Below are 13911 nucleotides of genomic sequence, written 5' to 3'. Positions count from 1 at the left end.
ACCTCTGCCTCCAGAGCCGCCTGGAGCAGCTTCTGGATCGCCTCCCGGGGTTCATGGGTGCAGCCCCTCCCAGGTGGGGCTTGACGTCAGGCTCCTTGACGTGGTCCGCTGGACTTGAGCGGTGGCTCTCCTCCTTTCCGGGCCTTCCAGCCCAGGTTTTTCCTCTAGGAGGAGGGTACACCGCCCTCGCTTTTCCACACTTTTCGAGGGTACCTCCCGCCTGCCGGCCATACTCACACGGCCACACTGCTACTGGGCCAGAGAGCGGCTGCGGGCCTTCTACTGCCCCCGGCCCCGGCCGTGCCCACGCCTGCTGGAGGCCGCCTCCTCCTATCCTCCAGCACGCTGACTATGCCGAGCGGCTTACCTGCCACCGCCACCGCGCAACCAGCGCGTATACCGACGGAATCCAGACCAAGATCAAGCTACGGCTTCGGATGAAGACGCGTCACATGGGGCCCTTTCCTCCCAAGACGGGCTGGCCCGGATTTCCCTACGGGTCCAGGACGACGTGGCGGATGGCCTGCCGCAGGGCCGTGTAGGCGACGTGCACCCTGCCCTGCGAGTCCACGACCACGGCCGGGTACGAGTACTCGCCAGGGCCGGCCTCCAGGTCCCACACCCGGGTCCAGGTCGCACCGCCGTCCCGGCTCTCCGCCAGCGACAGAGGGTACCGCCATTCCCATACCATGGGGTCTCGGCCGCGGTCAGTATGGTTGTACACCAACCAGAGCCGCCCGTCAGGCAGCCGGACGGCGTCCACCCCAGCGTTGGGGTTCGGCAGTGAGGTAGGCGCGGGATCCGACCAAGTCCGGCCAGCGTCCCTACTGCGGCAACCCCAGATCCGCCCCTCCTTGGTCCGCATCAGCATCAGCAGCTCGCCGGAGCCCACCTCGACCAAAGTCCCTTGAATCATCGGCACCCCAGTGCCGGCACCCACCGTGAGCTCGTCAAACTCCCAGTCCATGTGATGTTCTGGACCGCGTAGCCTCGCCACACCTACGGTCCACGCGCGTTCGTCGTAAACGGGAAGGAGCAGCTCTTCCCCGACGCGGATCGGCTTGTTCTTCGTCAGGACCCCCGGGCGGTCCAACAGTCGGACCTCCGGGGACCACGTGTGTCCTCCGTCGAAGGACACCCGGGCGTGCGGTCGGCCATCCACGCACCACCGGCCGTCCACGCGGAAGTACACGAGCCACAGAACCCCCGCGTGGCCCTCGAACAGCACGGGGTTCCCGCACGGTTGCCCGTCTGCAGGCGCCACCAGCTCCGGGGCGGACCACACGCCCCGCTGCGGCTCCAGGCGCGCGAGGTAGACGGAGGCGTCAGGCTCACCCTCCCGCGTGCCTCCGAACCACGCCGCCAGGAGCCGGTCCCCGACTGGTAGGAGGGTGGCTCCGTGGCAAAAGGCGGTGGGAAGCGGGTTCGTCACCTCCAGACGACTCAACACCCGCACGGCCGCCCTCCGCAGAGCAGTCCGCCGCTTCTGGACGCAGCCGTCACCCCGTGACCGGACCTCCTTTCCTTAACGGAACGCGGTCAACGTAACCCCGCGGATGATGTGCCGCTGCAGCAGCAAGAAAACCAACACCGCCGGCACCGTGGCGAGGGAAGCCCCGGCCATGAGGACCCCGTAGTCGATGTCGTACGCCCCCTGCAGGGCGCGCAACCCGATCGGGAGCGTGAACATCCGAGGCGACGAGAGCGCGATCATGGACCAGAAAAACTCGTTCCAAGAGAATACGAACATGTAGATGGCGAGAGCCGCGAGGGCAGGCCCGCTGAGCGGCAAGATGACCGAGAGCAGGATCCGCCAGCTGCCGGCCCCGTCCACCCGGGCGGCGTCGTCCAGCTCCTGCGGAATGTTCAGGAAAAACTGACGGAGCAAAAAGACTCCGACCGGCATCCCCACGATGGGCAGGAACACTCCGGGGTACGTGTTCAGCAACTGCAGTCGGTTCATGAGGAAGTAGAGGGGGATGACGTTCACCTCCAGGGGGATGAGCATGGAGGAAAGAAAAATCAGGAAGACGGCGTCCCGGCCCCGCCACTGGAGCCGGGAGAAGGCGAAGGCCGCTGGCACGGAGACGACGGTCGACAGGACCGTGGTGGCGGTGGCGACCACCCCGCTGTTCCATACCCACCGGAGGAACGGCCATTTGGTGAGCACCCCGCTCAAGTGGTCCCACACCACGACGGACGGGACCCACACGGGGGGAAGCGCGAAGATGTGAGGTGTCGGTTTCACCGCCGTCGCGAACATCCACAAGACGGGCGCCAGCCACAGCATCGCCGCCAACGCCGCCAGGACGATCCCTGCCCGTGCCAAGCCCCGAACGTTCACCCCGCGCTCCCGTATCCCAGCCACCGGAAGGACAGCAGCGTGAGGGAGAGGATCAGGGCAAAGATCACGACCCCCACCGCGGCGGCCTGCCCCATCTCCAGGTACTCAAAGCCAAACCGGTACAGGTACAGGGCCAAGACCTCGGACGCCCGGCCCGGTCCTCCCGCAGTCATGATGAGGACCTGGCCGAACACGATGAACCCGGAGATCCCCGTCAGGACCAAGGCGAACAGCGCTGCTGGTTTCAGGAGCGGGAGCAGCACCGATCGAAGGAGGCGCCATCCCGTAGCACCGTCCACCTTCGCCGCGTCGAAGATCTCCTCCGGGATGTCCTCCAGGGCAGCCCGGAAGATGACCATGCGGTACCCGGCCAGCCACCACGCGGTGGCGAACGCGATGGACGGCAGGGCCCAGGCCGGCTCATTGAGAAAGACGGGCGGCCGTAGGCCCAGGCTCCGCAGGGCCAGGAGCACTGCCCCGAAGTCCGGATCCAGCAGCCACCGCCAGACCAGACCGACCACGGACACGTTGAGAAGATACGGGAAGAAGAAGGCCGCTTCCACCCACCGCGTCGCGGGGCGGCCCCGGTACGTAAACAGCGTCAGCGCCAGCCCGACGCCCAATGCCAGGATCCCGGGCACGGTCAGGGCGGCGAAGGCGAGGGTGTTCCGCAGGGCGTTCCAGAACCGACGGTCCGCCGCAAGCCTCAGGTAGTTGCTCACCCCCACGAACTGGACGTCGCCGAGCGGGTCCCATCGGTAGAGGCTGATGCCGACGCCGTACAGTACGGGACCCAGGCGGAACAGCAGCCAGAAAGCTGCAAACGGCGCCAGGAACAGCACCACCTCTCCCGCCCGGAGCAACCGACGGAGGCCTCGGGAGGGTACGCGGGCCGAGGCCTCCGCAGGGGCCCCGGCCCGTACCCGGTCCCACACCGTCCTAGCTCGCCAGGACACGGTTCACTTCCGCCTCTGCCCGAGCCAGGGCCTCACGGGGAGACATCCGCAGGTTGTAGGCCTCCTGCACCGCCGGCTCGATGGCCGCATGGATCTGCGGCGCCTTCGGGTGGATCACCGGGTAGTGCACCCACCCTCGGTTGGCCATCTCGGAGAATTTCCGCAAGGCGAGCCTCCAGGAGTCGGACTCCAGCAATTCCCGGGACCGCTGTGCGGGCAGGTAAGCAGGGATGTGACCGCCGTGGATGCCCCACAGGTGCGAGTTCTCGTTGATCCACTTGATCGTGCGGATCGCTTCCACCAGGACCTCGTTGCTCGTGCGCTCCGGCCGCTGGCGCGGGATCACCAGGTTGTGGCTGTCCCCCCAGGTCACCGGACGGTCGAAGAACTTCGGCACGTAGTGGAATCCGAAGTTGACCCCGCTGCCCTTCGCGGTGGGCAGGTACCAGTTCCCCGCCAAAAGCATTCCGACCTGACCCGCCGCGAACAGCTTGAACCCGTCCGTGCCCGGCTGGTGCCAGCCGCGCCGGCTGAGGGCGACCAGGTAGTCCAGGGCCCGCAGCCCCCGCTCGTCGTTGAACGCCGCCCGCCGGCCGTCGGGCGTCAGCAACTCGCCCCCCTGCCCCCAGAAGAGGATCTCCCACGCCCGCCGGACCTTCCGGGGCAGCGCGTCCTCGCACGGGTGGAAGGCCATGCGCCCGGTCCGGCTGCGGATGGCCTCGCATGCCCGCTCGAACTCCTCCCGGGTTTCGGGCGGCCGATCGGGATCCAAGCCTGCCTGCCGGAACAGATCTTTGTTGTACCACAGCCCCCACATGTGGGAGTCCAGGGGGACCAGGTACCGCTTCCCCTGGTAAACGCCCGCGTCCCACACACTCCGCGTGTACTCGGAGCCACGGATCCGGGCCATCTCCAGCAGGTTGCCCGCCCGAGACTCCTCCAGCGGCGTCAGGGCCCGGTAGACGTCCATCACCCGGCTCGTGTGGCAGATGCCGATGTGGGGCGCGTTCCCGGCCCCCACGGCGGCGAAGAGCTGTGCGTAGTACTCCGCCCACTGGCCCTGTAGCAGGTTGATCTGGACGTCCCGGTGCTCCGCGTTGAACTTCCGCACGATCATCTCCATCGCCGCGGCGTCGCCGCTATGGAACAGCGTGTAAAAGTCCAGGACCACAGGCCGCTTCTGCGCCCAAGCGGGTCGGCCGAACCCCGCACAGGCGGATAGCGCAGCCCCCACCGCCATCCTCAGGAACTCCCGACGGCTGACTCCAACCTCCATCCCTAGGTCACCTCCCTTCTCGAGTCTCCGGCTCGGCACGACGAGAAGCCCCCCGGCGTGCTCGGAGCCGTTTCATGAGGTCGGTCCCTCCCTCCCCGAAGTGGCGCGCCAGTTCGACGTAGTCCGTATACAGGGCACCGTAGACCCGGTGTGCCGACGGGTCCGGGAGGTAGCGTGTCCCGCCCCGGGCCCCCATGCGCGCTACCGCCTCCTCCACCGAGCCGTACACCCCGGCGGCTGCCGCGGCGTAGATGGCCGCGCCGACCGCCGAGGCGTGGCGGACCTCGGAAGCCACCACCTCGCGGCCCAGCACGTCTGCGAGGATCTGAAGAAGGAGGGCGTTGCGCTCCGCCAGCCCTCCACACGCCACCACCTCCCGGATCTCGACACCTCCGGCTTCGAAGGTCTCCACCACCCGGCGGGTGCCGAAGGCGCTGGCTTCCAGCAGGGCCCGGTACACCTCCGGCGGCTCGGTACGCAGGGTGAGGCCCACCACCAGACCCGACAGGTCCGCGTCGACCAGCGGCGTACGGCACCCGTTCCACCAGTCCAAGGCGAGGAGGCCGCTTTCGCCAGGCCGCAACTGCGCCGCTTGCGTTTCCAGCGCCGCGAACACCTCCGCCTCCGTGGCCCCCCACGAGGCGGGCACGCTCGTGCGGACGAACCACTGGAAGATGTCGCCCACAGAGGCCTGGCCGGCTTCGTAGCCGAACCACCCGGGCAGGATCCCGTCCTCCACCACGCCGGCGATCCCGCGCACCTCCCGGCGGCGGGGGCTCAGCATTAGGTGGCACGCGGACGTTCCGAGGATGGCCACCAGACGGCCCGGCTCGCGCACGCCTACGCCGGGTACGGCGGCGTGCGCGTCGATCACGGCCACGGCCACCCGGGTGTCCGGCCGCAGACCCGTTCGCCGTGCCCACTCCTCGGTCAGGCGTCCTGCTGCGGTCCCCAGCGGCTGAGGGGGGCTGAGGCGGTCCAGGAGCGTGGGGAGCTCCGGATCCAGGGCAGCCCAAAAGCTCGCGGGCGGATAACCTTCCCCTTTCTGCCAGTGCGCCTTGTACCCTGCCTGGCAGGCGCTGCGGACTTCCCGCCCCACCAGCTGCCACACGACCCAGTCCCCCGCCTCGATCCAGCGGGCTGCCCCCCGCATGACCCAGGCCGCTTCCGCGAGCACCTCCCAGCCCTTGGCCCACAGCCACTCGCTGGAGGTCTTACCGCCGTACCAGCGGAGGAAGCCCGCCTCAGGCCGAGCGGCGGCAGCGTTGATGCGGTCTGCGTACGCCTGCGCCGCGTGGTGCTTCCACAGCTTGGGCCAGGCGTGGGGCTCCGCCCGGTACTCAGGCATGGAGCACAAGGGCACCCCGTCGGGGTCCGTGGGCAGCACCGTGCAGGAGGTGAAGTCCACTCCGATCCCGACCACGTCGGGGGCTGCCAGCGCCCGCAGGAGCGTTTCCAGCGCCTCCAGCCAGTCCTGGGGGTGCTGCAGCGCCCACTCGGGAGGTAGTTCCGCACCCGTGCCCGGAAGGGTTCGGTCCAGGACGCCGTGTGGGTAGGCGAAGGTGGCAGTGGCCACCACCGCTCCGTCGGAACACCGGACCAACACGCCGCGGGCGGACTCGGTCCCGAAGTCCAGCCCGATCGTCAGCGGCTCCATCGCCTACCCTGCTCCGACCTGCACCTCTTCCGACGACCGGACCCGGCCGTCGAACACCCGCGCCTCAATCCCGCACATCCGGCAGAACCACACGAGCTCCGCGACCCAGTCGCCGTACACCCCGTGGATGTGGTTGGAGTCGTACTCCGACAGGAACACGTCCGGTTGGACCCGGAACCGTGCGAACGCGTGCGGCCACTCGGGGGTGGTAGCCCTGACCTTCCGTTCCGTCACCTCCGCGGGGAACTCCACGAACTCCCCCGGCACGATGGCCATCCAGTACCGCCCGTTGCGGCGGGCCAGACGGGCGAGGGTCACCGGACCGGGAGCCGCCACGTGCATGACGGAGGCTCCGCCCGCGGGGAAGTACAGGATGGCCGGGTACAGGTGCACCCGAGGCAGGTTGTCCGCGGGGTCGAAGGACCGGGCCGCGAAGTACGTGGCGTGCTGTCCCGAGTTGCACAGGTCCCACACGTCGTCCGCCGCGTCGTAGTGCCGCACGTCGGCAAACAGCACGGGCGTCCCGCTGAGGTGCTTGAGCACCTCCATGGTCAGGGCTCCGTCGCTGTCCGCTTCAGTGGCGCACACGATGGGCTCGTGGGGCCCCTCCCAGTCGTAAGGGTCGTTCAGCAACGCCTCCGGTACGTCCATGGTGGCGAAGTGGTTCGTGAGCTCCGGCTGGCCCTTGATCCCACAGAAATCCAGCCGCCACTCGTCCACCAGCTCGCGTACCGCCAGGTAGGCCTTGAGCTGGCGGCGCAGGAGCTCCGGGGTCAGTTTTCGGCCGTCGTAGTGGATGGTGGCGCCGTGCCGTTCCCACCACCGGACCCCTTCCTCCACCCGGCTGTCCGGGATGCGCTCCGCGCGGCGGACGATCTCGAACTGGTCGATGTGCTCGATATCGACGCCGAAGTCGCGGCGCCACTGGTCCAGGGCCGGGACCGCGGTGTACATGCCCATGGACCGACCGCCGATGAGGCCGTACACCTCCCCCCGGAGCCGGTTCTTCACCGCCGCAGCCCGCAGAAAGGCCATCACCTTCCGGAACACGGCCTCGTCGCCCACGTCCCCCGACACCCGGCCGCAGAAAACGCCGACCTGGTCCAGGCTGCCGGCGGCCGCCAGCATGGCCACCAGCCCCGGGTACTGAGGGTTGACGTTGGAGAACAGGAGGATGGGGGCCGGCGCGAAGTTGGCCGCCACCGCCGAGAAGTGGGGCCAGGCCCACACCGCGTAGTTGAACACGGTGGCCTCCACCCCCTGGGCGGCCAGGTAGCGGGCCTCGCTGCGGGCGAGGTCCACCGTCCACACCACCTCGCGGCCCGTGACGACGGTCCACCCGGCCGCCCGCAGCCGGTTCGCCAGGCGCTCCTGGAACCCCTCCACGATCCCTGCCACCTCGCGGTGGACGTGTTCCCGCCCGTCGGAAAAGCTCAGGATACCCACCCTGGGGGCTGCCATCCCGTACCTCCTTGTGACAACGTTTCCACAAGTCGGCTTTCGTCGCCTGGAACCGAATTCCTCTTCCCAGAGGGCCCGAAAGGACTCGACGGGACCCCCGCGAATTTCCGTGGATGTGAGGAAGGGTGCCGTTACCCTCCGCGACGTCGCCCGCCGGGCGCGGGTGTCGGTGTCCACGGCGGCCCGGGCCCTGGGGGGCTACGGGTACGTGAGCCCCGCCACCCGCGAGCGGGTGCTCCGGGCGGCCCGCGCCCTGGACTACCACCCGAACGCCGTGGCGCGGAGCATGATCAAGGGGCGGACCCACACCCTCGGGGTTGTGGTGTCGGACAGCTCCAACCCCTTCTTCGCCGCGGTGGTCCGCGGCGTCGAAGACGTGGCCCTCCCCTACGGCTACGGGATCCTCCTGTGCAACGCAGACGAGGACCCCCGGAAGGAGGCCATGTACGTGAGCATGCTCCGCCAGAAACGGGTGGACGGGATCATCGTCTCGCCCTCCGGCGAGTCCCCTGGCGCCCTGGCGGGCCTGCTGGCCGCGGGGATCCCGGTGGTGCAAGTGGATCGCCGGGTGCGGGGGCTCGCCACCGACGCGGTCGTGGTGGACAACCGGGCGGGGGTGTTCGCGGCGGTCGAGCACTTGGTGCGGCTGGGCCACCGACGCATCGCCCTCATCGGGGGGCCCGGCCGTCTGTACACCGGTCGGGAGCGTACGCGCGCCTTCCGCGACGCCCTGCGGCGGCTCGGGCTCCCGCTGGTCGAGTCCTGGCTCCTGGAGGGGACCTTCAAAGTCGACAGCGGGTACCGCCTGGCCGCCCGGCTCTTCGAGAGTTCGCCACGCCCGACCGCGGTGTTCGTGGCGAACAACCTGATGACCATCGGTGCGCTCCTGTGGTTCAAGCAGGCGGGGGTCCGGATCCCGGACGACATCGCCGTGGTGGGGTTCGACGACATGGACTGGGCGCCCATCCTGACACCGCCTCTAACCGCGGTAGCCCAGCCCACCTTCGACCTCGGCAAGACTGCCGCCACCCTCCTCCTGGGCCGCCTGCAGGATCCGTTCCGTCCGCCCCGCCTGGTGGTCCTCCCTCCCCGTCTGGTCGTCCGCGAGTCCTGCGGCGCGCGCTTGGCCCACGTCAACCCCACAGGCTCGCGCGGCGACCCCACGCTTTCAATCCCACCGGGTCCGTAGGGGGCACCGGACCCCCTTGAACAGCCCGGACGCTCGTGGTAGTATGCAAACGTTCTCACATTTTTCCCCGGGGGTGGGAACATGGTTCGGCGCGCATTCGGCATAGCCCTGGCGCTCACGGGGCTCCTGTGGGGTGTGCCCGCGGGCGCCGTCATGGTGCTGCGGTGGGGCGAGGTCCTCCCGCCAGACCATCCTTCGGTTCAAATGGTCGAACGCATCGCGCGGAGCGTGTCCCAGCGGACTCAGGGGCACGTGCGGATCCAAGTCTTCCCCGCGGGCCAGCTGGGCACCACCCGGGACCAGATCGAGAACGTCATCGTCGGTACCCAGCAGCTCACCACGGAGGGCGCAGCCGCCATCAGCCAGTTCTTCCCTCCCCTGGGAGCCCTTGAGGCCCCCTACGCGTGGCGTGACGAGGCACACCTGCGCGCGGTCATGAAGAGCCCCATCGCGGAGGAGCTCTCCCGGGCTTTCATCGAGAAGCGCGGGGTCCGCATCCTCGCGGCCACCTACTATGGAGTGCGCCACTTGACCACCACCCGGAAGCCCGTACGGACGGTAGCGGACCTCCGCGAGTTCAAGCTGCGGGTACCGGAGAATGAGGTGTTCGTCGCCATGGCCCGCGCGTGGGGCGCCAAGCCCACCCCTATCCCCTTCGGGGAGCTGTACCTGGCCTTGCGCCAGAACGTGGTGGAGGGCCAGGAGAACCCCTTGCCGACCATCGACGCAGCAAAGCTGTACGAGGTCCAGAAGTACGTGGTCCTCACGGGCCACATCCTCACGCCCCGGCTCATCCTCATCAACGAGCGCACGTGGCGGGCCTTGGGCCGGCCGGCCCAGCGCGCCCTCGTAGAGGCCATCGAGGAAGCCGTGGCGTGGCACAACCAGGAGATCCTGAATCGGGAGCGCACGCTGCTAGACAAGTTCCGCCAGCTGGGCATGGAGGTCATCCAGCCGGACGTGGACTCCTTCCGGCGGCCGGTTCTGGAGAGCCTGCCGAAGCAGTTCGAGGCACAGTGGGGTCCAGGACTGTTCCAGCGGATCGTGAACACCCGCTGAAGTTGACGCGGCCGAGTCCGGTCCGATGGATGCCTTCCCGCCGGATCCGTTCCGTGCCGGCGGCGGAGGTCGTCCACCGCGCCGCCTCGTGGCTCGGGGCCGTGTTGCTGTTCGCCATCTTTGTGGTGATCCTCGCGCAGGTGCTGTTCCGTTACGGCCTCGGCCGGCCGCTCGTGTGGACGGAGGAGGCGGCCCGCTACCTGTACATCTGGACCTGCTACCTGGGGGCCGCCTCGGCCTTCCGGCGTGGCACACACGTCCGGATCGGGGCCCTGGCGGATCGCTTGCCGCTTCCCGCCCGCGCGTGGGTGTACCGGCTCGGGTTGCTGGGCACGGCGGCCTTCTCAGGTGTGCTGGTGGTGCAGGGCACCAAGCTCGCCTGGCTGTCCCACAGCACCTTGGCCATTACCTTTCCCTTACCGTGGTCGGTCATCTACGCGGCCGCGGTGCTCTCAAGCGCCCTCGTTTTTCTGTACGCGTGGGACGCGTTGCGCAGGCATGGTACGGAGGCCAGGGACCGGTGAGCGCGGGGATCTTCTTCGTCGTCTGGCTTCTGCTGGTCGCCCTCGGACTCCCGCTGTTCGTCACCCTGGGGCTTGCCTCAACTCTTTACCTGTGGGCCCAGGGGGATGTGCTCCTGGCGGTTCCCCAGCGGGTCACGGCTGCGGCCAACTCCTTCACCCTCCTCGCGGCCCCCTTCTTCATGCTGGCGGGCATGCTGATGAACACCTCCGGGGTGACCGACCGGATCTACAAGTTCGCGGAGTGCCTGGTGGGCTGGCTCAGGGGCGGACTCGCGCACGTGAACGTGGTCGGCAGCGTGATCTTCGCGGGGATGTCCGGGTCTGCGGTGGCAGACGCGGTCGGGCTCGGCGCCATCGAGATCAAGGCGATGACGGACGAAGGGTACGAGCGGGACTTTGCAGCCGCGGTCACTGCGGCCAGCGCCACCATCGGCCCCATCATCCCGCCGAGCGTGCCCATGCTGGTGTACGCGGTCACCGCGGACGCGTCCATCGGCCGGCTGTTTCTGGGCGGCGTGGTGCCGGGGTTGCTGATGGCGGGAGCCCTCATGGTGCAGCTTGCGTGGGTCAGCCGGCGCCGCGGCTACCCGCGCCACCCCCTGTTGACGGTGCGTACCGTGGCGGCCCGCACGTGGGCAGCGCTTCCCTCCCTCGCAACGCCCGCCATCCTGCTCGGCGGCATGCTGAGCGGCGCGTTCACCCCTACGGAAGCCGGTGCTGTGGCCGCCGCATACGCGTTGCTCCTAGGCCTGGTGATCCACCGGGAGCTGAGGGTGCGGGATCTTCCCCGGCTGTTCCTGGACACGGTGGAGGCCAACGGGGTCATCCTGATCCTCGTGATGACCTCCTCCCTGTTCGCCTTCGTACTGGCCCGGGCCCAGGTCCCGCAGCACCTGGCCGCCTGGCTGGTCAGCCTATCCCCGAGCCCCCTCGCGTTCCTGCTGGCGGTCAACCTCTTCCTGTTGCTGGTGGGCTGCTTCCTTGAGGCTCTTGCGGCCATCATCATCCTGACCCCGGTCCTGCTCCCGGCCGCGAAGTTGCTAGGGATCGACCCGGTGCACTTCGGGGTGGTGATGGTCCTGAACCTCATGGTCGGGACGCTCACCCCACCGGTTGGGATCGTGCTGTTCGTGGTCTCCCGGGTAGCGGAGCTGCCCTTCGAAGCGGTGGTGCGCTCGACCGCACCGTTCCTGGTCCCGCTGGTCGTCGTTCTCCTTCTGATCACCGTATGGCCTGACCTGGTGCTCTTCTTGCCCCGGCTCGTGCTGGGACCATCGTGAGGGCTCGGACACATCAAGGGCCACATTGCGGGAGTCAAGAGAACGTTACCACAATAACGGAGGTGATGGCCGGTGAGAAAGGTGCAGGCGGAAGGCTGGCTGCGCGTGCTGGTCGTCGCGGTCGCGATCGGGTGGGTGACGACGGGGGTGGCGGTGGCGTATCCTACGAAGCCGCTCACCATCATCGTCCCATGGTCTCCGGGCGGGGGAACCGACCGGACGGCCCGAGCCCTCGCGGTGGTCCTGGAGAAGGAATTCCGCTACCCGGTAGGTGTCGTAAACCGCACTGGGGGAGGTGGCGTGGTGGGCCACATGGCCACGGCCACCGCGGAGGCGGACGGCCACACGTTGGGCATGATCACCATCGAGATCACGATGATGAGCTGGCTGGGCCTGACGCACCTCACTTTTGCCGACTACAGGCCCATCGCGCTGCTCATCAACAACCGGGCGGGCATCACCGTCCGGGCTGACGCGCCCTGGAAGACGTACCGGGAGCTCGTGGCGTACGTGCGGGCGAATCCGGGGCGCTTGAAGGCCTCCGGGACTGCCGCCGGCGGCATCTGGGACTTGGCCCGGGTCGGTTGGCTGCTGGCCGCGGGGCTGACCCCTGACCACGTCAAGTGGGTGCCCAGCGCCGGCGCGGCGGCAGCGCTGCAGGAGCTGGTCGCGGGCGGTGTGGACATCTGCACCTGCAGCCCCGCGGAGGCTCTGCCCCTCGTGCAGGCAGGCCGGGCCCGGGTCCTGGCGGTGATGGCCGACCGGCGGTGGCCGCCCCTGCCGAACGTACCCACCTTGAAGGAACTCGGCGTGGACTTCGAGATCGGAGGATGGGCAGGGCTCGCGGCCCCCAAAGGGATTCCCGACTCCGTGGCTGCGGCGCTGGACGCCGCAGTAGGCCGGGCGGTGCGCTCGCCGGAGTTCGCCGAGTTCATCCGGACCAGCGGGTTCTGGTTCGACTACAAGAACTCCCAGGAGTTCTCGAGGTTTTTGGCCAAGGAACACGTGAAGAACGGCAAGCTCCTGAGGGAGGGTGGGTTCGTCACCCGCTAGGAACGAGGGGACAGGTGGCGGCAGAAGCACGGGGCGTTCCAGGCACCTCGGTGCGGCCCGGCAGGTGCGTCGCGCGGTGCGGTTAGGGGAGGCGGCCGCGGGAGTGGTGCTGGCGGCGGCGGGTGTTTACGCGGCGGCCGCGGGCTCTGCGTTTCCCCGCCTTGCCGGAGGCTATCCGGGCCCCGGGCTGTTCCCCCAGATTCTGGGGCTGCTGCTGGTGGCCTGCGGGATCGCGGTCGTGTGGGGCGCCCGGGGCCCGACTGCGGAGGCAGGCCGCGGGTACGAGCGCAGGGGACTCCTCCACGCGGCAGAGGCGGTGGTGGCGGTGGTGGTCTACATCGCCGTCGTGAACCGGCTCGGGTTCGTCCCCACGGTGGGCATCCTACTGACCTTACTCATGGCCAGGCTTGGTGTCAGCCTCGCTCGGGCAGTTCCTGTCGCCTTCGGGCTCGCGGTGGGCCTGTACCTGCTCTTCGGCCGGCTCCTGCGGGTGCCCCTGCCCCCCGGCCTGCTGAGTTGATGGCCGCCATGGACGCTGTGGCCCGTGCCCTCCTCCTGCTGTTTCAGCCCCAGGTTCTGGCCGTGATCCTGGTTGCGGCGCTGTACGGACTGTTCGTCGGCGCGATTCCCGGGCTCACTGTCACCATGGCGGTCGCACTGTTTGTCCCCTTCGCCATGTTTTTGGACCCGGTCTCCGCCCTCGCGGCTATCGTCACCCTCCAGGCCATGGGGATCTTCGCCGGCGACATCCCCGCTGCACTGGTCCGGATGCCCGGCACGCCTGCGTCGGCCGCTTACGTGAGCGACTCCTACGCTCTGACGCGACAGGGCCAGGGCCGGTTGGTACTGGGAGTGGACGTCCTCGCTTCGAGCTTCGGTGGACTCCTGGGAGCGGTAGCCCTCATGGTGGGCGCTCCCGTCCTCGCAGAGTTTGCCCTGGGGTTCAGCAGTTACGAGTACTTCTGGCTGGCCGTCCTGGGACTCAGCAGTACCGCGTTCGTCGCTTCCGCATCTCCGGCCAAGGGCGCGGCCTCCGTCACGCTGGGGCTCCTCCTGGCCACGGTGGGCATCGACATTACCCTCGGGTTCCCACGTTTCACGTTCGGGATCCC

Annotated in this window: 13 protein-coding genes; 7 read left to right on the top strand and 6 right to left on the bottom strand. The window is 68.8% G+C overall.

Annotated features, from left to right (window positions below):
- Window positions 1–493: 493 nt before the first annotated feature.
- The 6 genes from QN206_12350 to QN206_12325 all read right to left on the bottom strand — a co-directional run bounded on the left by QN206_12350 (window position 494) and on the right by QN206_12325 (window position 7694).
- Window positions 494–1456, bottom strand: coding sequence for a sialidase family protein (locus tag QN206_12350; protein MDR7615597.1), 963 nt, complete (start codon window positions 1454–1456; stop codon window positions 494–496).
- A 69-nt stretch (window positions 1457–1525) separates the two neighbouring features.
- Entirely contained in the window at window positions 1526–2344 is an 819-nt protein-coding gene (locus QN206_12345) for a carbohydrate ABC transporter permease (GenBank protein MDR7615596.1), read from the bottom strand.
- Window positions 2341–3300 carry a sugar ABC transporter permease gene (locus QN206_12340; protein MDR7615595.1) on the bottom strand — a complete coding sequence of 320 codons (960 nt, stop codon included), beginning with the start codon at window positions 3298–3300 and terminating at the stop codon, window positions 2341–2343. The genes QN206_12345 and QN206_12340 overlap by 4 nt, the downstream gene beginning before the upstream one ends.
- On the bottom strand, window positions 3284–4576 hold the full coding sequence (locus QN206_12335) for an ABC transporter substrate-binding protein (protein ID MDR7615594.1): 1293 nt from the start codon (window positions 4574–4576) through the stop codon (window positions 3284–3286). Before QN206_12335 ends, QN206_12340 begins: the two co-directional genes overlap by 17 nt.
- A 7-nt stretch (window positions 4577–4583) precedes the next feature.
- Window positions 4584–6233, bottom strand: a complete 1650-nt coding sequence (locus QN206_12330) for a ribulokinase (protein ID MDR7615593.1) — start codon at window positions 6231–6233, stop codon at window positions 4584–4586.
- Window positions 6234–6236: 3 nt separating this feature from the next.
- Window positions 6237–7694, bottom strand: coding sequence for an L-fucose/L-arabinose isomerase family protein (locus tag QN206_12325; GenBank protein ID MDR7615592.1), 1458 nt, complete (start codon window positions 7692–7694; stop codon window positions 6237–6239).
- Between the two features lie 13 nt (window positions 7695–7707).
- Between QN206_12325 and QN206_12320 the strand changes: the two genes are divergently transcribed.
- The 7 genes from QN206_12320 to QN206_12290 all read left to right on the top strand — a co-directional run.
- Window positions 7708–8883 carry a LacI family DNA-binding transcriptional regulator gene (locus QN206_12320; protein MDR7615591.1) on the top strand — a complete coding sequence of 392 codons (1176 nt, stop codon included), beginning with the start codon at window positions 7708–7710 and terminating at the stop codon, window positions 8881–8883.
- 81 nt (window positions 8884–8964) lie between these two features.
- Window positions 8965–9942 carry a sialic acid TRAP transporter substrate-binding protein SiaP gene (locus QN206_12315; GenBank protein MDR7615590.1) on the top strand — a complete coding sequence of 326 codons (978 nt, stop codon included), beginning with the start codon at window positions 8965–8967 and terminating at the stop codon, window positions 9940–9942.
- A 53-nt stretch (window positions 9943–9995) separates the two neighbouring features.
- Window positions 9996–10466 carry a TRAP transporter small permease gene (locus QN206_12310; protein ID MDR7615589.1) on the top strand — a complete coding sequence of 157 codons (471 nt, stop codon included), beginning with the start codon at window positions 9996–9998 and terminating at the stop codon, window positions 10464–10466.
- A complete protein-coding gene (locus QN206_12305; GenBank protein ID MDR7615588.1) occupies window positions 10463–11746 on the top strand; it encodes a TRAP transporter large permease in 1284 nt (427 codons plus the stop codon). Before QN206_12310 ends, QN206_12305 begins: the two co-directional genes overlap by 4 nt.
- 72 nt (window positions 11747–11818) lie before the next feature.
- Window positions 11819–12799 carry a tripartite tricarboxylate transporter substrate binding protein gene (locus tag QN206_12300; protein ID MDR7615587.1) on the top strand — a complete coding sequence of 327 codons (981 nt, stop codon included), beginning with the start codon at window positions 11819–11821 and terminating at the stop codon, window positions 12797–12799.
- Window positions 12800–12863: 64 nt separating this feature from the next.
- Window positions 12864–13319 (top strand): tripartite tricarboxylate transporter TctB family protein, encoded by a 456-nt coding sequence (locus QN206_12295; protein ID MDR7615586.1) that lies wholly within the window; start codon window positions 12864–12866, stop codon window positions 13317–13319.
- An 8-nt stretch (window positions 13320–13327) separates the two neighbouring features.
- Window positions 13328–13911 (top strand): tripartite tricarboxylate transporter permease (locus tag QN206_12290; GenBank protein MDR7615585.1); only part of this gene is annotated, 584 nt, incomplete at its 3' end.

The sequence above is a fragment of the Armatimonadota bacterium genome (genome assembly GCA_031460175.1).
GTDB classification, from domain to species: Bacteria; Sysuimicrobiota; Sysuimicrobiia; order Sysuimicrobiales; family Sysuimicrobiaceae; genus Sysuimicrobium; species Sysuimicrobium tengchongense.
Note: the sequence above shows the minus strand (reverse complement) of the source record. Positions and strands in the feature narration are given on the sequence as shown.

Bases quoted from the DNA above. Each gene is read 5' to 3' on its own strand.
- QN206_12335 (MDR7615594.1), bottom strand. From the start codon at position 4,576: ATGGAGGTTGGAGTCAGCCGTCGGGAGTTCCTGAGGATGGCGGTGGGG.
- QN206_12325 (MDR7615592.1), bottom strand. From the start codon at position 7,694: ATGGCAGCCCCCAGGGTGGGTATCCTGAGCTTTTCCGACGGGCGGGAA.
- QN206_12330 (MDR7615593.1), bottom strand. From the start codon at position 6,233: ATGGAGCCGCTGACGATCGGGCTGGACTTCGGGACCGAGTCCGCCCGC.
- QN206_12315 (MDR7615590.1), top strand. From the start codon at position 8,965: ATGGTTCGGCGCGCATTCGGCATAGCCCTGGCGCTCACGGGGCTCCTG.